The organism is Pseudopedobacter beijingensis, from assembly GCF_042678145.1.
Classification (GTDB): domain Bacteria; phylum Bacteroidota; class Bacteroidia; order Sphingobacteriales; family Sphingobacteriaceae; genus Pseudopedobacter; species Pseudopedobacter beijingensis.
Genome location: NZ_JBHUDG010000020.1, coordinates 1 through 23,242 on the forward strand (window position 1 = coordinate 1; position 23,242 = coordinate 23,242).

The following is a 23,242-nucleotide window of genomic DNA, read 5'->3' on the forward strand; positions in this document are numbered from 1 at the left end:
TGAGCGTCTTAAATGCAGTTAGAAACAAAATCATTCACCGAATATTTGCCCTAATAAAAAACCAAACCATGTATAAAAATGGTTTGGTTTTATCATAGAAATCAATATGACATTCCTGTTTATGAGACAGCCTCTTCATAAGTATTAGATAGTTATTTGAAGCGCTTACCTAAAAGCTTCCTATTACCCTACGTCCAGCATGTTTTCGCATTAGCTTCAAGTTAAGACCAACAAACCTTTCGGGGCTGTATCAAAAGGACTTTATCTTACCATGCATAATCTAGGAATCTGTTTCAGAAATACTCAAGAAGAAAATTTCTCTTCGTTGTACTCATCGAAATAACAACGTTTTTATTTTTGACATAGCTCCCTTTGGGCTAGTGGAAGGAATAAATAATGAATCTGGTTTATAGATCCTTCGACTGCACAAAAAGGGAAGCTCAGGATAACAGATAAAAAACAGAGTTGAAGCTATTATATACGGTCCTTTCCTTAACCCGAGAAAGGTTTTCTTTCACAAGTTTTGTGAAAAGAGATTTCTATTGGGCAGATAAGAAGCAGGCTCTCCTGAAGTCATTAACCGACCTGTAGAAAGCCTGCTGTATTAAATTAAAACTATTTCACTGTTTTTAACCAGGCTTCGGCCATTAATTTAGCTCCCGCCAACGAAGGGTGCACACCATCATGAGTCCAATAAACTCCCGGTGCAGACTTCTGTGCTTCATCAAATATACTTTGATAAGGAATAAAAGCCGCATTAAATTCATCAGCCAATTCTTTTGCTACCTTACGGTAATCATTAAATTGAGGATACCAGGTATCATCAACTGCTTTAACACCTTTCACAGCAAACGGCTCACCTATAATCAGCTTTACATCAGGTAATGCGCTTTTGGTTCTTTGCAATAGAGCCCTATAATCATTTCTATAAGTATCAAGAGTTCCGTCGTACTTACCACTATGTTTATGCCAATAATCATTAACCCCTACCAGAATACTTAATATCTGAGGCTTAATATTCAAACAATCAGCATCCCATCTTTCAGCTAGCTGATATACTTTATTTCCGCTAATCCCTTTATTGTAAATTTGCAATCCTTTACCAGCATGGTTAAACAATAACTCTGCCGCAGCCTGATTAGCATAACCACTCCCTAAATTAGCAACAGTATTTACATCTTTACTATCTTTCTTTCTCCCTGCGTCAGTAATAGAATCCCCCTGAAAAAGAATAATATCATCCTTATTAATCTTTATAACTCCATTCTTCTTTTGCTTGCTTACGGCTGCATTCACAATATCCGGAATACTTATAGCTAACGCTCCCGCCAGCGCGGTATTCCTCAGAAAGTCTCTTCGTTTTATCATTTTTATCATTAAGGTTTATTAACGTTACAAGATACAAAATCAAATTTATTAATTTGACAACACCCCCCATCTATACATTTTTAGCAATCTTATATACCATATTAGCAAAAAAGCTGCCTCCCTTATATGTAAAAACACATATTGGAGACAGCTTCTCTATCGCAGCTTTTAAAGCTGATTATAATTTTGAGTTTGCGTCTAAACAGTTCAGATCAGCAAAAGCAATTTTCAAACGCTCAACAAACGCATCTTCGCCTTTTCTTAACCATACCCTTGGGTCGTAGTATTTTTTATTAGGAGAATCTTCACCCTCAGGGTTACCAATTTGTCCTTGCAAATAAGCCTCTTTAGCTTTATAATAATTTAAAATACCATCCCAAAATGCCCATTGCATATCTGTATCAATGTTCATTTTAATAGCACCGTAAGAAAGCGCCTCTCTGATTTCTTCCTGAGAAGATCCAGAACCTCCATGGAATACAAAATCGATAGGTTTTTCTGCAGCAAGGCTATATTTTTCTTTAATATATTCTTGCGAATTATGCAATATTACCGGTTGTAATTTAACGTTACCTGGCTTATATACACCGTGTACATTTCCAAACGCCGCAGCAATAGTAAATCTATGGCTCACTTTACTTAATTCTTCGTAAGCGTAAGCTACCTCCTCTGGTTGTGTATATAGTTTAGATGAGTCTACGTCTGTGTTATCTACACCATCTTCTTCACCTCCAGTTACACCCAATTCAATCTCAAGAGTCATACCCATTTTGCTCATACGCTCAAGGTAAGTTTTACATATTTCTATGTTTTCTTCCAAAGACTCCTCAGAAAGGTCAATCATGTGTGAAGAAAACAAAGGTTTGCCGTGTTGAGCATAAAATTTCTCGCCAGCATCAAGTAAGCCATCTATCCATGGTAACAATTTCTTCGCACAATGGTCTGTATGTAAAATTACAGCTACTCCATAATGTTCTGCCAACAAATGAACGTGTTGAGCAGCAGAAACAGCACCTAAAACACAAGCCTGAAGCTTACTGTTATCTAAAGATTTACCAGCGTAGAACTGAGCCCCACCATTAGATAATTGAACAATTACAGGAGAGTTTACTGCTTTAGCAGTCTCCATAACAGCATTGATTGAATTTGTACCTATTACGTTTACCGCTGGTAACGCAAACTGGTGCTTTTTAGCAATTTCAAACAACTCTTGTACCTGATCTCCAGTAATTACACCTTTAAAATCTTTTAAACTCATTTTATAACATTTTTCTTGCCTTCGAAGTTATTAAAAATTTATTGAATAGGACTGACTTCTAGTAAAATAATGGCTTAATTTTGAGTTAGGAAAACTTACTTATCTACTATTCACCAATTTTTTGTTTATTTGCAGTCACACTTTTTTTAAAGAATGGCTTGGTTTAAAAGAAACACAAAAGGAATATCAACTTCTACTGACGAGAAGAAAGAAGCACCAGACGGCGTATGGAATAAATGTCCTAGTTGCAAAAAAGTGCTACACTACTCAGAGCAGGTAGAAAACAAATATGTTTGCATATACTGCAACCACCACCTTAGAATTGGCTCTAAAGAATACTTTGAAATATTATTTGACAACAACTCATTTGTTGAACTTTTCCCTAACCTGACTTCAGGAGATCCGCTCAATTTCGTAGACACCAAATCTTATAAAGAACGGATTAAAGAAAGTACCCAAAAAACGGGGCTTAAAGACGGTATAAGAGCAGCTCATGGTCAGATTGACCAACAAGATTTGGTTGTAGCCTGTATGGACTTTAATTTCATAGGTGGCTCAATGGGTTCTGTAGTAGGTGAAAAAATAGCCAGATCCGTTGATTATTGCATAGAACATAAAATACCTTTCCTGATGATTTCCAAATCAGGAGGTGCCCGTATGATGGAAGCTGCATTTTCTCTAATGCAGATGGCTAAAACTTCAGCTAAACTGGCTTTATTGGGGCAAGCTAAAATACCTTACATCTCCTTATTAACCGATCCTACTACAGGTGGGGTTACGGCATCTTATGCTATGCTTGGAGATATTAACATTGCAGAACCCGGAGCTTTAATTGGTTTTGCCGGACCGCGCGTTATTAAAGAGACCATCAAAAAAGACCTTCCTAAAGGTTTCCAAACCTCTGAATTTATTTTAGAACATGGATTCCTTGATTTTATTGTAGATAGAAGAGAGCTTAAGAAAAAGCTATCTACTTTCATTAACATGATGCATCATTAAAAACATTAAAAGGCTGTTTTACAGAACACTCACTTACATTTTCATGTATTTACATGGAAAAAGAGAACGTTTTATAAAACAGCCTCATTTATTTCCTCCCTCTGTTGTATGAAAATTATTACATTTTATTAGCAATTCGGTCTAGGGATTATTTGAATGTTTAACCTATTTTCGTTGAGTTTTTTAATGCTTAAAAAATTGTGGATTTTATAAAAGACGTTATTGATATTCTGCTAAATGTAGATCAATATTTAGCTGACATCATTAAAAGCTATAAATTTTGGACTTATCTGATATTGTTCATTATCATTTTTGCCGAAACCGGATTTGTGGTAACTCCTTTCTTGCCTGGCGACCCTTTACTTTTTGCAGCTGGCGCTTTAATAGCCAACGGTAATACCGGTCTCAATATTTTCCTACTAGGCTTTATACTCATACTGGCCGCCATTAGCGGAAATACCGTCAATTATTATCTAGGTAGAAGCCTCGGTCCGAAAGTCTTCAAACCAGAAAACAAAATCTTAAAACTGAGCTACTACGAAAGCACTCAGGATTTTTTCAACAAACATGGTGGTAAAGCCGTTATATTCAGTCGCTTCTTTGCCATTCTAAGAACTTTTGTTCCTTTTGTATCTGGCGTTATCAGAATGCCTATGGGCAGATATACCTTATTCAATATTATTGGAGCAGTAGCCTGGATTAGCAGCTTTCTGATGCTGGGATATTTATTTGGCAATATACCTGCTGTAAAAGACAATTTTAGCTGGGCCGTATTGTTTATTACCCTGTTAAGCTCTTTACCTCCAATTGTTGGAGCCATTTATTCCAAAAAGGGAAAGAAAGCCAATAGCTAAAAGTAAGAGAGAATAAGTTGTGAAATAGGTTTAACCCATTTCAAGATATTGCTGCTATTGGATTAGCTTATTGTATATCAAATCTGGAAAGGGATTTTATTTCTGTTACTGCAAAACAGCACCAAATAATAATCTATTCTTATTGTTTAAGTCATCCTGAATTTATTTCAGGATCTGTTTGCTTGAGCAGAAGGGATTTATTAGTTTATACCTACATGCCCCACAGATGCTGAATCGAGTTCAGCATAACAATGCTTGTAGTTTATCCTTAAACTATGACTATTAATCTAACTCAAGTTTTTAATAATACATTCCCTTAGTTCTTAGACACAGATTCAAAAATCAGAGATTTCAGTTTAAACAGCTCCTTACCATTTTTTAACGGTTGCACATTTACAGTATAAATTCCTTCTTTATTAAACGTAGTGGTAGCAATGCTATGTTGTACCAAAGGTAAAGGAGCTCTTCTGTCAAATTCACCTGTTTTTAAAGTCCTGAAAAGAAAATCAGAACCATTTACACTCAATACTCCTTCCTGTAGCGCAGATTCGGCTCCGCTATTGTATTCGAGTTTTATTTTATAAGTTCCGGGTGTTGTAATCCTCACATCAAAGCTAATAACATCATCTGTATTTTTTAAATCTACAATACAATTTGTATGTTTCCAGTCCCCATAATAATGGCTATAAGTCAAACTCTTTAAGTTAGCATTCCCTTTTACCCTGGCAAAATAAGCCGGTATTTCAACTATGTTAAAATTCCCTGAAACCACATAATAAGTCTGCAACACCTTCGCCTGTCCCACATAATCTATTACTATCACATCGTTTAAAGATTTTTGTGTACTACCAACCGGTAAACTAACGATTAAATCTTCACCTTTTTTCTCATAATGTAATGCTTTGTTGCCATCTAACAGATAAATTTTGTTTACAGTCACATTAAAATCCGGAATCAATATTTTCCCATCCATTGGTTTATGCAAAACATGCAGATATTGCTTACCGGATTTCGAAGTACTTACTCCCCAGGGCTGCTGACCTAATAAGCCTGCTGTTGTTCCATAAATACTTTCCCCATTTATTTTTAACCACTGCCCAACCTCCTTCAGATAGTTGATAGTATATTCAGGAATATTCCCTTCCCCATCAGGGCCTACGTTTAGCATCAGGTTTCCTCCTCTGGCTGCTGCATTTGCCAACAGATAAACAATCTCGACAGGAGTCTTAAAATTCATATCATGTTTAATGTATCCCCATGAATCGTTATGAGTATAAATAGATTCCCAAGGTCCATTAATGGTAAAAGGTGGCAATTCCGAATCTCCGAAATCTTTATAATCTCCCAGTCCATGTCCTACTCTGCTACTGAACAAACAATCTGGCTGATATTTACGCAAACTGTTTACAAAATCTTCCGTTTCCTTTTTGGTCAGTCCTCCCGGGGTATCAAACCAAATTATTCCCAGTTTGCCATAATTTGTCATTAACTCTTTCAGCTGTGGAATAGCCTTTTGCTTATAGTATTTTTGATAATCTTTTTCCGACTCTTTAAAGTCCCATGTATTTTTTCCGCCATTGGGTTCATACCAATCTTGAAACTGGGAATAATAAAACCCAAATTGAATCCCTCTTTTTCCAGCTTCCATAGACAAAGATTTCATCGGATCTTTTTTATAAGGAGTAGCATCTACAATATCAAAGTCGGTATACTTCGAATCAAACATGGAAAAACCTTCGTGGTGTTTAGCAGTAATAACCATGTATTTCATTCCTGCATCTTCTGCCAATTGTGCCCACTCTTTACCATTAAACTTTACAGGATTAAAAATTTGAGCCACTTTTTTATATTCTGTAACAGGAATTTTTGCCTGGTTCATAATCCATTCACCACTTCCATAATACCTTTTTCCGTTCCACTCTCCCCCTAGTTTAGAATAAAGCCCCCAATGAATAAACATTCCAAATTTGGCATCTTTAAACCATTGTATATTCTTATGCTCTTTACCCGAAGAACTACTGTCCCACATCTCATCCATATCCTGCGCATACACACCGTTCAACAACAGCCCCAACAGAGCTCCCAGAGTTATTAGCTTCTTCATATTATTTTTTTGATGAATATAGCCATACAATAAGGATATATTATTTAATCTTTTTGGCTATTGGTTCAATCTTATTGACATAAAACTACCCTTTTTTACTTTTTGCCAATTTTGCTTAATAAATTTCTGTTTTTTTTAACTTACTTGCTCATTGTATGATCAACTCTGTTATGAAACTAAAAAAATCTATTGTTATAGCTGCCGCACTTTTTGGTACAGCAGCATTTGCTCAAACTAATCATTGGCAATCTAAATTTGTTAGTGTAGACCCTACCGGAAAACTGGTGTACCATGCGGATAAAAATGGAGATATTATTCCAGATTTCAGTCAGGTGGGTTATTACCATGGCCATAAAGCTATCCCTCAGGTAAAAGTTGTAAAAACAATACAGCCCGTTGAGGGCGATGCACTTTCTGTTTTACAGCAAGCAATAGATGAGTTATCTGCTATGCCTAAAGATAAAGATGGTTTTAGAGGAGCTTTGCTTATTAAAAAAGGAGTATACCGAATCTCTGGAACTTTAAACGTAAATACTGATGGAGTTGTTTTACGTGGTGAGGGTGATACTGAAAATGGTACTGTACTGGTTGCTTCCGGAAAGGGACAAAGAACACTGGTTAAAATTTCCGGAAAAGGACGTGTTAATGAAGTAACAAACTCCAGAAAATCTATTACAGATAAATATGTTGCCACTGGAGCTAAATCTTTTGATGTAACGGATGCTTCTGGTTTCAAAAATGGAGACCGAATCATTCTTTTCAGACCGGGAACAGATGAATGGATACAAGACATTCAAATGGATAAAATTGTGGAAAGACAAGGTACCAAACAATGGCAGGCAAAAGACTATAACCTAAGTTTTGAACGTGAGATTACCCAGATACAGGGAAATACCATTTTTATTGATAACCCGGTGATGATGGCTCTTGACAGTAAATATGGTGGAGGAGAGATTTTCAAATACACTTATAACGGTCGCATTACGGAAGTAGGTATTGAAAACATTCTATTTGATTCTGACTATAGTAGTGATACAGACGAAGACCATGGATGGGTAGCCGTTGGATTTAATCATATAGAAAATGGATGGGCAAAAAACCTGACTGCTAAACATTTTGGTTATGCTTGTGTAAACCTGAGCTCGGGAGCGAAAAACATTACTGTAACTGACTCTAAATGTTTTGATGCTATTTCTATAATAACAGGAAGCAGAAGATATTCTTTCAACAATGATGGCCAGCAAAACCTTTTCATGAATCTAGTAACTACAGAGGGAAGACATGACTATGTAACTGGTGCAAAAGTTTTGGGTCCCAATGTTTTTTATAATTCTTCTTCTACAAAAACACATGCTGATATTGGTCCGCACCACCGTTGGGCAGTAGGAACTTTATATGATAATATTACTACAGATGGTGATATTAATGTGCAAGACAGAGGAAATTGGGGAAGTGGGCATGGTTGGGCTGGTATTACACAAGTATTATGGAACTGTAAGGTAAGAGGTGCTGCTGTACAAAATCCATGGGCTTCCGGAAAAAACTATGCCATTGGTATTATAGGAAATAAACTTAAAGGTAGATTAGAAGGCAGACCTGATGGGGAATGGGAAGGTTTAAATCAAAGAGGGTTAATGCCTCAATCGTTATTTGAAGCGCAGAGAAAAGATGCGGGAATTAAATAATAATCAACTATGAATATAGAATGATGAACTTTTTAACTACGAACAAAAAATAGTGAGCAATGGACCATAAAAAGTAACACACTAAACACCAATAATTTACACACAAAACTTTAAATTACGTGATAATGAATAAGCGGCTTTAAATTTTGGCTGAAAGATTTTAGAGACTCCTCTGCAAACAAATGTCTGCTGATTTATATTATTGATAATTATCAATATTAATTTATTTTTGGCGCTACATTTATCTATCCTTATAAGCCCATGCAGGTAAGATTCTATAATCCCCACCCTAAATTAAAAGAGTACGTATTAATGTATTCTCATGCAATTTTAACTGTAGAAGAATTAAGAAATACAAAGTTTTTACCAGATAACAATACCTCTTTAACCCTTTTTTTGAATAAAGATTATGCGGTAAAAGATTATTTCTCAGAAAATATAGTAAACCACCGGATTACTTTTACAGGCCAGTATTCTATACCTGTATTATATACGCCTAATGAGGACATTCACATTATCAATATAGATTTTTTTCCGTGGGGAGCATATTCTGTTTTTGGTAAAGAACAATCATCCATTCACAATATTACATCCCATGCTGTAGATCTTTTCCCCGACTTAAGTCTCTTAATACCTGATTTGGAAAATCATTTAGATGATGTAGAATATTGCATCGAGGTTTTAGAAAATTTTTTATTAGCCGAATTACAAAAACAAACAAAACACGCTGATGACCGAATTATAGAAGCATGTAAAATAATTACATCTCATTCTGGAAATTTAAAGATTAAAGATTTATGTAAAACAGTAGGTATGTCACAAACTGGATTTACAAACTGTTTTTCGGAAACAATAGGTGTTACCCCTAAATTATTTGGTAGAGTTGCCCGCTTTACTGCTGTACAAAATTTTTTAGGTAAAAACCCAAAATCTGACTGGCGTGATATTCTGCATAAGTTTGATTATTTCGACCAGAATCATTTTATACGTGAGTTTAAACATTTTACCGGGGCTATCCCCAAAGACAGAAGACAGTGGGAAGCTTTATTTGATCCCTTAAAAAAAGCAGTAGACGAAGGTTTCGTTAATGATGAAGAACAGATGAAAAAATACAGAGATGCCGCTCTGTACCAGATCCTTCATTGTTTACCCATTAAGAAAAAAGCTTAGCTGTATTCTTTTTTAGATCAAAATCCTAATCAACAACCAACAGTTAGTACTTTTCTAAATCATTTTTCCCTTCTACATAAAATTCACTTTTGTGATTTTATGCTATTTTTTCGATCCTTCTTTTATTTGTTTTGATAAAGTCAGAGATATATACTAAAAGGATCAATTATGATAAGAAAAGACTTTTTACTAAAACTTCTTGTATACAGCCTATTACTTTTCACCAATTGCATTAAAGAAAAATCTGGAGAGAAAGCAGAAAAAGACAAGGAAATTCCTATTGACATCAATACAGAAGTCCGGACAAAAGCAGGGTTGGGTAATAATTTTGAGTATAAAGTTTTTTATCAGGAACTTAATCAAAGCAGTACAAGACGTGGCCTTGTTATTCTAGCTGTAGGTGATGGTGGTTCCCACAATGATGTTACGTTGAATGTACAATGTGAAGCTCTGGCTCAAAAAGGTTTTGTAGCCCTTACCACTACTTATCGTTCGAATTCATTTTCGGGACAGGATGCTTATAAGAAATGGATGGCACAATTTAAAGCTGATATAGAACAAATCATTAAACAAGAGACCGAATCTTTCAATATCACCCGTGATAAAGTGGTTATTGGAGGTTTATCACGTGGTGGGAATTTATTATTAGGATCCATTCTCCCACTAGGACAAATGGATGACATCCCTCCTATTACAGGTATTAAAGGGGTTATATTGGAATGTGCCGGCGGCGACCAATGGAAAGGTTCGGCTATATTATTTCCTGTACTTTTCATGAGCAATGTAACCGATAATAACGTAGGTACCGATGCAGAAGCTTTTAAAAATGGACTCCAAAGTAATACCAACCCAAATGTGAAAGACAAAAGCAAGACCTTGATTATCCCCGGGCAGGGACATTGCACCGGATCGGCACAATACAAAGATTTTATAGTTAACCATATTGACAGTTGGTTTTAACAACTATTATCTAAACACCAATATCTCACATAAAAAATGAAAAATATCATCAAATTATTCATACTTGTAGCTGTAATTAGTGGTATTACCGCCTGTGCAGAATTACAACAAACAACCAGCACACTCAATAACTCGGGTATACTTAAAATACCCACACCAGCACAAAAAACAGCAGGTAGTGGCATTTCTAATGTTAACAAAATCACAACAGGAACTTATTACATTATTAATACAGGTAACCAAAAAGCACTGACTTTACCTAGAAAAGAAAAATTCACCACACTGGCATTGAATGATTTTAATGGAAGTGATTTACAAAAATGGGAAGTTATACAGCTTAAAAATGGGAAAGTACAATTAAAACTATACGATTCACCAAATTGGTATGTTTACTTTTCCAACTCAGTTGTAGTGAGTGTGAATAGCGAAAATGCAGAAAACTTTTCCTTAAAGCCTGCTACAGGAACATCTAATAAATTCAATCTGGTTACCAGTACTTATGCGGGCAAAGTGTTAATATGGAATGGAAACCCTAGTGGAAACGGAACCGGAACAGCGGTACTACAAAACAACAAATTTGATCAATGGGAATTAGTTCCTGTAAGATAATCTTGTCTCTACAAATTATTTAAATATGAAAACAATCACAAAAACAACGTTTGCACTTTTTACGCTTACCTTAGGAATGATAGGATGCAGTAAAAAAAATGACAATAACAATCTGCCAAAAATAGCTAAGGAAATTACTGCAGATGAATTACTGGGTTACCAAATCATAGAGGAATATCAACCTAAACCGGAATATGCGGCAACCTTTGGAGACAAACCTCTTTTAATGATTACACAAGTCCAACGTAATATTACAACCAACAAGTTTTTGGTAAGAAGTGATTCGCATTCAAGCAATGATATCACCTCTCCGGCAAATATCACTTCTTATAATGCGGAAACCGGCATTACAACACTAGAAACAGTATTTGGTGGCTATGAATTAACCCGAGATGAAAATGAGCAAATGATAGTAAAGAACTCATACCACCCTGCTTCTTCTAATTTTCATGTATCAAAATACTTCGCTTCTAAACATATCCAGATAATGAGAGTAACAAATGAAATATTTCATATTTCAACCTACAAAGCGTTGTCTGGTTCCGGCTATTACCGATTCAATGAAACTAAATGGAGATATAAAACTGACACTCCCCCAACATCTAATGAACTCATTTGGAATTATAACCGATCTACCAATACCTCCTGGTACGGGTCAGATGGTGGATCGGCGCAGCTTGTAAATCGGTTCACTATTATTCCCAGAGGTAATGGTTGGAAAGGACAACATAAAGACAAAGACCTACTACTGGTGAATGTATTATCAAATAGTGTATATAAATCTGTTGGTGATATTGGAGTTTATACGCTTAATAATTAAGAAGATAATGGAAAGAATAATCATAAAATCTATTTTAGTGTTGCTATCTATGTTCTCTTTTACTTAATCCTTAGTAAAAAGCGACTCTTAAAGAAAAGAAATGGGGCTGTATTAAGAGGACTTTGTCTTCCTAGCGAAATCGAGGGATCTATCTCAGGAGTACTTGGGAATAAGATTCCTTTTCGCTGTACTCATCGACATGACAACACTTCGACTGTTGATATAGCCCCCATTCATACAATATCGCTCACCATTTACCCCAAATCCTCCCATTCCCCCCTCATTTAAAGTCTTCCAACGGATGACTTAAATGTCTTTTGAAAGCCCAAAATATGTGTACATTCCTTCACTTAATATTATTACCACTTGCCAGACAAAGTCCTCCGTTTTTATTTAGGATTTAAGTCAACTTTAACCTCCTTATATTCGCCCTCTAAGACTTAAACCAGAACAGGGAATCTTATCAGAATCACAAATTCACAAAGGATTAACAGATTCCACGGATTCGATTTGCGTTGTAGCCTTTGTTTGTGTACCAGCCTCCGTAAAATCCTTTAATTTGTATCATCCGTGGTTCAGACAAATGAGTCATAAACATCAAAAATAAAAAACCAGAGAAGAAAGCTCCTCCCTGGTTCATATATTCACTTCAATCTCACTTTTAATCCAACTCTCCAGTTTTCATATTCGTTCCAGAGAAATGTTTATCTTTTATCTGTTCTTTCAGCACAACTTTTATTACGGTAGCATATTTACCGTTCAAAGTAGCCAGTTGAAAATCATATCCTGATTTAGCCTTTTTGAAAGCTACCTTTTGTCCCCCTGCTAACAGAGTGGCAGATTTTACAGAAACGTTTAAATCTGGTAGAGACAAGACTCCATTTTTCGGCAAATCAAATACCGATAGATAGAGTACGCTCTCTTTCTTATCATTCAATTTAGTGGTTATCCTTCCCCATGGAACTTCGTCTAAAGGGTTTGCCTTAGTAGCATAAATAGCTTCTTTATTTTTACCCATCCAGCCACCAATATCTTTTAAACGGTCTATACTTTCCTGTGGAAATGATCCATCCGGCTTTGGACCTATGTTTAACAGGTAATTCCCCCCTTTTGATGCAATGTCTATCAGGTTTCTCACCAGAGCTTCAGAACTTTTCCACTTATGGTCCCAGCTTTTAAATCCCCAACTACCATTCATGGTCATACAGGTTTCCCAGTCTTTCCCATCCAATTCTTTTCTATCTGGAATTTTCTGCTCAGGTGTTTTGGTATCACCAGAGAAATTAGGTCTTTTCAACCTGTCATTGGTAATAATATTCGGTTGCAATTTTAATACATTTTGTAATTTTGTTGCCTGTTCATCGTTAATTTTCATAGGCGTATCCCACCAGAGCACAGCTATCTCTCCATAATTTGTTAACAGCTCTTTGACCTGTGGAATAGCTACATCATTGATATACTGATCGAATGTTTTGGTTTCCTGTGCGGGATCCCAATGTCCCTGATGTGTTTCTGTATAGGCATTTACTTTTGTTGAATCTGGATTAGGCCAACCTTCCGACATCACCTTTCTTGCCGCAGCACCTCCAGGGTTTACCCAATCCTGCGATTGCGAATAATAAAACCCCAATTTTATCCCATATTTCTTACACGCTTCTGCCAAAGGTTTTATTAAATCTTTACCGTATTTAGCTGTTTGTAGAGCATTCCACTCACTAACTTTGGTGTCAAACAAAGCAAAACCATCATGATGCTTGGTTGTAATAATCAAATATTTCATGCCTGCATCTTTTGCCATTTTAGCCCAAAACTCAGCATTATACTTTACAGGATTAAAATTCTTTGCTGTATCTATATATTCCTGTACCGGGATTTTAGCTCTATTCATAATCCATTCCGCTCCACCTCTGGCCTGATTATGTCCGTGATAAACTCCACCCCATTGGGCATAAGTACCAAAATGTATAAACATACCAAATCTGGCTTCGCGCCACCATTTCATTTTCTCGTGCTTACTTAAAGTCTGGGCAGATAAACTTTGATGACCAATAATAGCGATTAATGCAATCAGGAAAAATCTTTTTAACATCTTCTAAGGTTTAAAATCAAAAGTTTAAGATTAAAGACAGAGCCTCTAAAGCTTCAATCTATGTACTTAAACAGGCTTCAATATAACTGAATTAATTTAACAAAATATTCAGCGCTAATTACATTTTTAAATGCAATTTTGGCATTTTGTTAATGGTTTATTGTCCATGATCTATAGACCATAGTTAAATAATGTTTAATGGACTATTATTTTATTTGAAATAACCTCGCTATCAGTATTTATTTGAGAAATATATACTCCTGGCTTAAGTGTTATTTCTAAAGGTACTTCTGAACCGACAGTAGGGTGACTAAAATGTTTCACCAGCAGCTTTCTTCCGTCTATATTAAATAAAGAGATAGAGATATTCTCAACTAACAATGCATTCGATATAAAATACAACATCCCTTCCTTTACATATAAAGACAGCTTACTATTGGTAAAGTAATCTACAGCAACAATATCAGAGTCAGAAATATGGTTATCAGGATTCATCTGTCTTATCAGATAATAATTTACACCTATAACCGGTAACCGATCTCGAAATGTATAATAATCTACATTGGTCGCTTTTATTTCTCCCAGTATCTGAAAAGAACTGTCTGTATTATCTCTTCTTAATACCTGAAATAAGGTATTTTCCTTAATATTGTTTGCTTTCCATTCTAAATCTATTCCATAATCTGTTGAATATGCTTTGAAGGAACTCATGATAATTGCTGTTGTATTTACCCTGTACAAGTTCCATTCTGAAAATTGAATTTGAGAGGCTCCACTATTTGCTGTAATATCCAGTTTATAGTATTTATAAGCTGTAGTAGCATCAACCACAAAATATCTTTTTTCGAATCTTTCACTAAATACCTGATCGGTTTGCTGATCCAGAATATTCCAGGTTATCCCATCATTAGAACCATACAGTATCCAGTCTTTAGGATCTCTTGTTGGCGTATCATTGGCCGATGCTATCTCATAAAAACTTAATATTTCAGGCGTAGGAGACTGGTATTGAACCCAAAGCTTTTTCTGCGCTATAAAATATTTTGTATTCGTATTTAAGTCTATCAGATTTGGATAATTTTCATTCTTTGTACCGTTTACAGTTCCTTCGTATTGAGCAGTTATAATTCCGCCGTTACCTGTAATCCTATAACTGGAATTTGGGTCAGGAACTGTAATATTTAATGATAATGTTTTAAATTCATTGATTTCACCTGTTATTGTGCCCTGTTCGTTAATTGCATCTATCCTCCAAAAATAAGTGGTCAGTTCATCCAGATTTTCTATTCTAAAAGTATAATCTGTCACTTCTCCCTGCTCCTGCAAGTTGCCTTTATCGCTACCAAAAAAAACTTTATACGATTTGGTATTGGTAGATCCTGTCCATTTTAAATCAACATTCAATGAAACAGCCACACTCTTATCTCCCGGTAAAAGACCGTAAGCCTGTTCTGGTAAGTTTGACTGATTAGGTAATGAACCTAAATATCTTTGCTGTTTTTGCCATAACAATCTTGCAGTCCCCTGTGGATAGGACGCTATTCTTCCGGCACTGATATTAATATTAGCCATTCGCGTAAATTGATCGGGTCTGAACGTAGGTAAATAGAAATATTCGTCACGGACATAATTATCTCCACCTGAATTTCCTGAACCTACCGTTCCATCTATTCTTCCTGCATAAGTACCATTTGGTTGTGGAATCCCCAAAACCATATCTATATAAGTATTTGCAAAGGGTACCAGATCTTCAAATTTAATTCCATAACGGTCGGTTTTGTAAGCAATATACAATCCTTCCACATCATAAGCTAAATGGTTTGCATCTTCTACAGAGCCTCCTATTGCATATAGAAATAGCTTAACATTGTTTCCTTCTTTAGATTTTCTCGGCTGTGTTTCAGAAAAAAACCATTCCAGATTTGGTTTGACAATATCATCATACAATGTAATTCTAGAAGGATCATCGTTTAGAATAAGGTGGCATTGTGTTAATCTGACAAAAGCATTGGTTAACATAAATGCCTGATTCCATGGAGCCGGATCATTGGGTTTATAGGTATTTGGAGCTCCGGGAAAGTAATAACGGTTTCTATCATTGGTACGAATAAATCTTGGAAGTATCCAACTGTCCATTACATAATTAGATTCCTGTATATATTTAAGTGCTCGTTGTTTATAGGTTTGAGCTAAAGCTCCCTGTTGATTGGGAATGGAGAGGTTCCAAATACCCGGATTTTGTAATATCAATAAGGAACAGTAAACCATATGCGACAATACCTGTCCCTGCTCTACTCCTGCCCTTGCGGGTACTTCGGTAACATCAGATGGCCATACAGGTTCTATATTACCTGTCCACACTATTTTTTGCCCACCTTCACTTTCCGGCTTCAGATCATTTCTTCCCGCCGAAGCCATATCGCAATAATGTATCATCCTATTCAGGATATCGATATCACCTGTTGCTTCATACATTAAACCACAAGCTTCTATGGCTTTCCCATTATTACCATATACCCAAATGTTCCCATCATTTTTATTTGGATCGGGATTTACCTTAGCATTCATATAGGTCTTGAATGCCTGAATTTCATTCGGAGTAATTGGTCCGCTCAAATTTTCTACAAGCAGAGATTGAGCTAACGAAAATTGCGGGCATAAAAAGCATAACAGATAGCAAAGTTTTACAAATAGATTTTTCATTGTCTATAATGGATTGTAAAACGAAACTACCTAATAGTAGCAGTTATAGACTTTAAGATATTGGCTTTCTATTCAGGATAATTGGCTTTAACAAATAAATAAGGGGGATCTGCACTGGATTCCCCCCTTGCGCTAACTTAAACCTGTTATATAAATTAATTGATTATTGTGCCTTTATGATTAAAACATCACCTAAACCCTGTACCCAATCAGGTCCTATTCCCTGAGCCTTTAACAAAGCTTTATGCTGATCGTCCAGTTTATTTGCCCCAACATCTGCAGATGTAAAGAATGGAAATGTCCCCTGAAATGCATTTAAAACAGGGCTTCCGGTCTGAGGTTCATAAATATTAAAACTGTTTGTGGCTAGCTTTAGATCTGCTAGCGTAAAACCTGTTAGTCCGACAGGAAGAGAAAGGCCCGCAGATGCCAAATTCCCCGCATAGGTAAAGTTGGATGGTGCATCTGTAAAAGTCAGTAAAGTAGTGGTTGTTGACTTTTTCTGTACCAAATTATTAGCAATTGTACAATCTGCTGGTGGAACAGTTCTATTATTCCCTCCTTTACCCGCACCAATATCAAAACCCTGACTACAGTTCACGATGCTATTTCCTACTATCTTCACATTTTTAACCTGAAAATAACCGCTCGGTTCCGAGTTTGGTACACCATCTAAAATAGAAATGGCACAAGTTTGTCCCGTAGTAGCAACACCTTGTATATAATTGTTGTAAACCAGGTGATTTTCACCTACTATTCTGATGCCTCCCGTGGTTGACACATTATTGCCGATAATGTAATTCCCATAAACTTCGGTTCCATTACCATGACGTAAACATAAAGTTCCTCTACTTTCAAAAATCAGATTGTTTCTAATAATGTTTTTGCTCATTTTATTAGAGATGATCTCTGTCTCGCCGCTACATTTATAGAAAACATTATCCTCAACAGTTACATTACTTTCTTTCAGATAATAATCACTTGTTCCTACCCTGATGGTTTCTCCCCCATTATTCCCTAAATCAATACGCTCGCCAAAGAAGTTATGATCTATTCTGTGCGAAAGAATACCCGAATTTGCATTGGATCCCCAGATAACTACAGTAGCCCCCTGGTGTTTTTTGCCTTTTACATAGCAATGATCTACACGATTATTTGTTCCATTGACAGATATCCATCTGTAATCTACCGTAGCATCTGCCGGATTATAGTCCACAATAGATGTATTGGTGAGGCTGCAGTTTGCTGATGATGAGGTAAAATCAACTATATTTAATTTTGAGACACTTAAATCCCCATTTTTAAAATTGAGACCATTTACCTCTAAGTACTTCCCATCTATCTGTATAGATGAGGCTCCTTTTAAAATAACTCCCCCTAATTTCTCTGCAATCAACACAATTGGTTTCTGCGCTGTACCAGTCCCTTTAAAAACAAGCCTTTGGTTATTCCAATCGCCCTTTTTCATCATTACAGAATCTCCCGCAGTTAAAGTTAAAGCGGATAATTCGGCAGCAGAACTAATAACCTTACATGATTTACATTCTATTACCTTACCGTTATCATCATTTCCACCGTTATCTACAGGAGGAGGTACCACTACCGTCCCGCCATCTTCTTCTTTTCCCTTATCTGACTTCTTACATGAGCTATGTATACCCAACAGGCTCAAAACAAGAAAGGACCTTATCATTAATTTTATCATGGTATTTCTTTTATTTAAATCATATATGAAGTAAGCCATTAATCATTGAAATTAAGTTTGGTTAGTTGGCTTTTTATTCAATCATATTGACATATTACAAAAAGGGCTGTAATCTTTTGAACAGTCTTTACATACAACTATTCCCTATATCTAATTAATTCCAGCTTCTATAGTTTTACTTTACAAATTTTGTACTGAGATGCTGTGTTGTTGAAATAAGATCTACCATATAAATACCATTTAAAGTTTTCAAAGGTAATTGTATAATATTTCCCCCTTTCTTTAAAATAGTTTTCTGAGATGTTATGCGATTGCCAGAAACACCATTAATACGCACTTCTGCTACCTCATCTACTGCTGACATGATAAAAAGTTTTATATAGTCCTGATCTGAAGAAGTTGAAACACTCATTTTTGCTATTTGTAAGGTGTTTTTTATGGCTATTATTCCAGAATTTTCTGATTTCCCATCATAATCTACCTGACGTAACTGATAATAATTTGTTCCCGGTAGTGGATTTGCATCAATATAGCTGTAATTACTGATTTGTGTAGTGGTACCTTTTCCACTTACTGTTGTTAAAACATTAAAGTTTTTCCCATCTCCGGAACGTAATACCTCAAAATGAGAATTACCTTGTTCTGATGCCGTAGCCCAGTTTAATTGGATATGGTTGTTTTGATTTTGTCCTGTAAATGAGGTTAACTTTACGGGAAGAGGGACAACAGGAGAAAGTACGTTAGACCAACTTAAATCTACTTTAATATTATCGATAACAATATCATACGAACTCTCCATTGTTCTGAAACCCACTCCTGAAATTTCTTTTTTACTAACTGTAGCTGTTCCATCTGCTTCTTTCTCACTTATAACTGTAGGGCTTGTTTCTCCACCACTTATAGTTGTTTCGGAAATCCATAAACTTAGGTTATCAGTACCGATTTTTGAAGTTCCACCACTCCCAGTATACTTTGTATATTTCTCAATAATCAGATAAGTTTTCCCAATCTCATAAATGTAAGGAGTATAAGTTATATCACCTACAACATTACTACTTGCTATTGCTCCAAAAGCAAATTTTCCTGAGGCTGTTGGATCAGGCTTCGCATACAACCTACCCCTACCATCAGTATTATTTGGATCAGAACTCATATCAGCCAAATAAAAAAAATAATTCCCGTTTGCTCCGGTAGGTAATGCATTAAATTGAACTAAAAATGACACATAAATTGTACCTGTTCCAGTTGTAGCCAAATTTAAACTACTGTTATTAAATGGTATTACCGGACCATCGCCAGCTACGCCTCCAGGTTTAATATGTACAACTTTACCGCCATGCGCAGCCCCGAAGTCTTCTACTTTAATTGGAACTCCTGAGTATTTTGTGTTTGCCACCCAATTCCCTTGCCCTACGAGGCTTCCAACAGAATAACTCTCAAAATTTTCAATAAAAGCTTGTGCGTTAGCCACATAATTCAATAAACAAAGGCCAAATGATAATAGTAATAGTTTTTTCATTGTACGTTAATTTATAGTTTGTTAATAATTATTTATAAAACAGTATGAGCATTACTACTACCCATACTTTAATTTTGATTATTGTGCTGCTTCTGAATAAGTGCTTGCTATTCGAATTTTCTTTACGAAATGAGTTGCCTGAGAGGCATCACCTCCATACACTCCCCATTTAGGATCACAGTCGTCTACATCCAGTGTCTGGCAATACAAACGTTGACTACCATTTGTAAATGTTTGTTTTGTTCCATTGTACCAGAACTCTATATAACCTACACTTGGGTTACGCGAAACCTTCATTCGAATCACAAACTTTAGCCAACTGTCTACGGCAATATTGGTACTCCAGGGTACTGTAGCTACATGATTTTTATCAAAATGCTGTAGCTCTAATTTCCCATTCTTTGTTCTCAACATCAAAGGGTGATTTTGTTCTGATCCTTCTGTAGGGTAAGATTTCCATTGAAAAACTGCTTCCGTTTTTAAGTTAGTAGGCATATATAATTTACTTGTCCAACCGATATAAATATTATCCCCTTCCTGAGCCTGAAAACCTTTTGCTCCACGCGTTTCTGTACGGTGACTACCTGCTGGTTTCAGGTATTTCCATACCAGCGTACCTGTTTCATCATTGACTGTACTTAATGCTCCTGTACCTTCAATATTCACTGCTTTCCATACATTGGAAGAACCATTGGATGCGTCTCCATTAAATAAAATGGATTGCGTAGATACTTTTCCTTTTGTAATAGTATTTAAAGTTGCTTCCTCTACTACTGGCAAATCCGCTTCCCTTTTACAATTGGTCATTAACAAGGACAATGCTACTGCCTGAATCATTAAAATGTTCTTTTTCATGTTTAGTAATTTGGATGTATAAATGGTTAATTATTTGATTATTAAATGCACACCACACACTAACAATCAAATACTTACATAAAAATAAAGGCAACACACAGTCTATTAATCTGTAATTTTAGCTTGTTAATAAACTATTTTGGCAATCAGTGATATGTCATAAAAAACTCTACATACCAAAAAGGCCTGAACAACAGTTCAGGCCTTTCAAAATACTCCTAACAAGTATCTACAAGGGTAACACAGGGATTAAATATGGTCCATTGGCACCTATATAACCTGCTACATGAATTGTTCCATTGGTAGCTAAGAGACTACTGGTTCTTATGTTAAAAAAATCATTAAGCTGAATCGGATAATCTGATGTATTTGATGCTGATGAGTTCAACATTTTAATATACATAAGTGACTCCGGATTCGTATTAGCAACAAAATTAAGCATAGTTATTCCTGGAGGTAGGGAGTTAAAATAACCTGCAGGTGCTAAAGTTTTAGCCCTCACCGTTTCCAGTGGAGACAAAGTGTAATGATCGTATACTCCTTCAACAATTAAATAAAGGAAATAATTTCTCACAAACTCTTTAGGATAATCACTCCATTTAGTTGCCCTCTGCCCATTTACCTTCACACTATTCCAAAAACTAACTTCTGTTGCTTTTGATCTATAAATCATATCATTATGTAGCAAAATAAAAGTTCGACCTGGCTTTTTATATTCGTTCGAATCTATTTCGGCATATTCTATTCCTTCCATCATTCGTGAAAAAATCATAGATTCCGCCGTACTACCACTAGACCTATCCTTAAGATATTGCCAAACAGTCTTATTTAGATTGGGCTCTAACGTATGCGGTGTTCTATTGTAGTCTTTCTGTATATCTAACCCAAAAAGGGTACAACCTGAAAGTAGTGTTACCGCAATTACTGAACCTCCTAATTTATTTAATATTTTATATATCGTTTTCATAATATTATCTGTAAAAAGAATTCTGTTCTAATTTTTTATTATCTTCTAAATTATTACGATAAATAGGCCACAAAGCTTTCTCGTTTACATTTGTACCAAACCCTTCTGTATAAGGGAATCCCTGTATTTTTGTCATCCGGAGATTAATAACAGGATCTAATACTTTATTTAAACTGTGTGTTCTAACCAGATCAAACCAACGTTTTCCTTCTCCAAAAAGCTCTAATCTTCTTTCTCTTATAATTTCATCTTCTAAACCCACTACCCCTGCAATAACTGGATTGCTATCCTGTAAAACAGCTTTTCCTGCTCTCTGTCTAATAAAATTCAAATATTTTAAGGCATTTGGTCTGTCACCTGTTCTATTTAAAGCTTCTGCATAAGACAAATACACATCTCCCAATCTATACATCACTAAATATACAGGATAAGTTGTTGCTGCCGGAGCATTAGTTCCTGAAGGGAAACCGCTTGCTGGCACATTATAATATTTTAAAAGCTTATCATAATGACCGTTACCCTGTAATGTATCTATTGTGAGTGTAACACGCATATCCGTTTTATCTTTTTTCCAATCTGCATGTAAAACAGAATCTATTCTAATTTGATTATTGGATGTTCCTATTGAAACAGGAATACAGGCACAACCATTATTTGCAACATCCCAATGAATACTCCATATAGATTCTTTTGATTTAGATGGATCTAAGAAAAGTTTAGGTCTCCAATCGGTTGCTGCTTCCAAATCTGTAATTGTAGTACCGGTATATACTTTACCTGTCGGAGCTTTTGCTTTAAATACATTTTGAAACCAATTTATCGCCTCATTATAAAAGACCTGATCGTTATTGTTCATACCTGCTTTCCACATATAAACATCTGCTAAAATAGCAGCTATTGCCCCTTCATTAATATTCCAAACCACGGATGTTTGGTTTTTTTGAATAAGGTTATAAGCATTTTTTAAATCTGGAAGTATAATTTCTTCCATAATTTTATCTTTAGATTCACGCGACCTCCTACTTTCCTCCATATAATCTTCATATGGTTCCGTCCAGATTGGTGCATCCCCCCATAACCTTACAATATAGAAATAACAAACAGCTCTCATGGTGTAACATTGCGCCAAAAAATTATCTCTCAAAGTCGGTGTTATAGTATTATCCAACTGAGCTGCTCTGGGTATATACTTTATTGCTAGGTTAGCCAAACCAATTGTCCTATAAAAACCTGTCCAGTTCCCCGCAGTATTTCCTGATGTAAGGTTATTAGTAACCAATTCTCTTACAAGAGACACATTATAATTGGGATGATTTTCGAAATTATCAGCCCTTGCTTCACCCCAGTAATGGTATTTACCCGTAAAGTTCTTAGTACCTCCTTCTCCTGTCATTTCCTGCTGAAATGATCCATAGATACCAGCTATTGATGCATTTACATCTTTAAGATTTTTATAGTAATCTTTAGTATCTACCTGTGTCAAAGGTTTCTCCGTCAAGAATTTTTCACAGCTTGAAGTTATCAACACACACCCCATAACTGCTGCTATATATATTTTCGCTTTCATTAGCTTAATT

Annotated in this window: 17 protein-coding genes; 7 read left to right on the forward strand and 10 right to left on the reverse strand. The window is 35.7% G+C overall.

Annotated features, from left to right (window positions below; all coding sequences use genetic code 11):
* Positions 1-615: 615 nt before the first annotated feature.
* Together ACFSAH_RS12915 and fbaA are read right to left on the reverse strand one after the other, a co-directional pair.
* Entirely contained in the window at positions 616-1,368 is a 753-nt protein-coding gene (locus ACFSAH_RS12915; protein WP_379663163.1) for an SGNH/GDSL hydrolase family protein, read from the reverse strand.
* A gap of 178 nt (positions 1,369-1,546) precedes the next feature.
* Complete coding sequence (gene fbaA / locus ACFSAH_RS12920; protein WP_379663164.1) at positions 1,547-2,626, reverse strand: class II fructose-bisphosphate aldolase; 1,080 nt, start codon at positions 2,624-2,626, stop codon at positions 1,547-1,549.
* Positions 2,627-2,779: 153 nt separating this feature from the next.
* Between fbaA and accD the strand changes: the two genes are divergently transcribed.
* Positions 2,780-3,625 carry an acetyl-CoA carboxylase, carboxyltransferase subunit beta gene (gene accD, locus ACFSAH_RS12925; RefSeq protein WP_379663165.1) on the forward strand — a complete coding sequence of 282 codons (846 nt, stop codon included), beginning with the start codon at positions 2,780-2,782 and terminating at the stop codon, positions 3,623-3,625.
* A gap of 200 nt (positions 3,626-3,825) precedes the next feature.
* Positions 3,826-4,479: a VTT domain-containing protein gene (locus tag ACFSAH_RS12930; RefSeq protein WP_379663166.1), complete on the forward strand. Its 654-nt coding sequence runs from the start codon at positions 3,826-3,828 to the stop codon at positions 4,477-4,479.
* 316 nt (positions 4,480-4,795) lie between these two features.
* Here the strand turns inward: ACFSAH_RS12930 and ACFSAH_RS12935 are convergent, their stop codons facing one another.
* Positions 4,796-6,583 (reverse strand): alpha-L-fucosidase, encoded by a 1,788-nt coding sequence (locus ACFSAH_RS12935; RefSeq protein ID WP_379663167.1) that lies wholly within the window; start codon positions 6,581-6,583, stop codon positions 4,796-4,798.
* Positions 6,584-6,753: 170 nt separating this feature from the next.
* On the opposite strand from ACFSAH_RS12935, the gene ACFSAH_RS12940 reads away from it, so the two are divergent.
* From ACFSAH_RS12940 to ACFSAH_RS12960, 5 genes are all read left to right on the forward strand, one after another.
* Entirely contained in the window at positions 6,754-8,268 is a 1,515-nt protein-coding gene (locus ACFSAH_RS12940; protein WP_379663168.1) for a hypothetical protein, read from the forward strand.
* A 261-nt stretch (positions 8,269-8,529) separates the two neighbouring features.
* Positions 8,530-9,438 carry a helix-turn-helix domain-containing protein gene (locus tag ACFSAH_RS12945; protein WP_379663169.1) on the forward strand — a complete coding sequence of 303 codons (909 nt, stop codon included), beginning with the start codon at positions 8,530-8,532 and terminating at the stop codon, positions 9,436-9,438.
* Positions 9,439-9,606: 168 nt separating this feature from the next.
* Positions 9,607-10,398, forward strand: a complete 792-nt coding sequence (locus tag ACFSAH_RS12950; protein WP_379663170.1) for an alpha/beta hydrolase family protein — start codon at positions 9,607-9,609, stop codon at positions 10,396-10,398.
* A 36-nt stretch (positions 10,399-10,434) separates the two neighbouring features.
* Positions 10,435-11,007, forward strand: coding sequence for a hypothetical protein (locus ACFSAH_RS12955; protein WP_379663171.1), 573 nt, complete (start codon positions 10,435-10,437; stop codon positions 11,005-11,007).
* Between the two features lie 25 nt (positions 11,008-11,032).
* Positions 11,033-11,827 (forward strand): hypothetical protein, encoded by a 795-nt coding sequence (locus ACFSAH_RS12960; RefSeq protein ID WP_379663172.1) that lies wholly within the window; start codon positions 11,033-11,035, stop codon positions 11,825-11,827.
* A 661-nt stretch (positions 11,828-12,488) separates the two neighbouring features.
* Here ACFSAH_RS12960 and ACFSAH_RS12965 read toward each other — a convergent pair.
* The 7 genes from ACFSAH_RS12965 to ACFSAH_RS12995 form a co-directional block, all read right to left on the reverse strand.
* The gene (locus ACFSAH_RS12965; RefSeq protein ID WP_379663173.1) at positions 12,489-13,916 is read right to left on the reverse strand and encodes an alpha-L-fucosidase; all 1,428 of its coding nucleotides are present in this window, start codon (positions 13,914-13,916) and stop codon (positions 12,489-12,491) included.
* Positions 13,917-14,111: 195 nt separating this feature from the next.
* Positions 14,112-16,619, reverse strand: coding sequence for a T9SS type A sorting domain-containing protein (locus tag ACFSAH_RS12970; RefSeq protein ID WP_379663174.1), 2,508 nt, complete (start codon positions 16,617-16,619; stop codon positions 14,112-14,114).
* 163 nt (positions 16,620-16,782) lie between these two features.
* A complete protein-coding gene (locus tag ACFSAH_RS12975) occupies positions 16,783-18,312 on the reverse strand; it encodes a polysaccharide lyase 6 family protein (RefSeq protein WP_379663175.1) in 1,530 nt (509 codons plus the stop codon).
* A gap of 187 nt (positions 18,313-18,499) precedes the next feature.
* On the reverse strand, positions 18,500-19,843 hold the full coding sequence (locus ACFSAH_RS12980; RefSeq protein WP_379663176.1) for a fibronectin type III domain-containing protein: 1,344 nt from the start codon (positions 19,841-19,843) through the stop codon (positions 18,500-18,502).
* 78 nt (positions 19,844-19,921) lie between these two features.
* Positions 19,922-20,698 carry a heparin lyase I family protein gene (locus tag ACFSAH_RS12985; protein ID WP_379663177.1) on the reverse strand — a complete coding sequence of 259 codons (777 nt, stop codon included), beginning with the start codon at positions 20,696-20,698 and terminating at the stop codon, positions 19,922-19,924.
* Between the two features lie 229 nt (positions 20,699-20,927).
* Positions 20,928-21,665, reverse strand: a complete 738-nt coding sequence (locus ACFSAH_RS12990; RefSeq protein ID WP_379663178.1) for a hypothetical protein — start codon at positions 21,663-21,665, stop codon at positions 20,928-20,930.
* 4 nt (positions 21,666-21,669) lie between these two features.
* A complete protein-coding gene (locus ACFSAH_RS12995; RefSeq protein WP_379663179.1) occupies positions 21,670-23,232 on the reverse strand; it encodes a RagB/SusD family nutrient uptake outer membrane protein in 1,563 nt (520 codons plus the stop codon).
* Between the last annotated feature and the right edge of the window lie 10 nt (positions 23,233-23,242).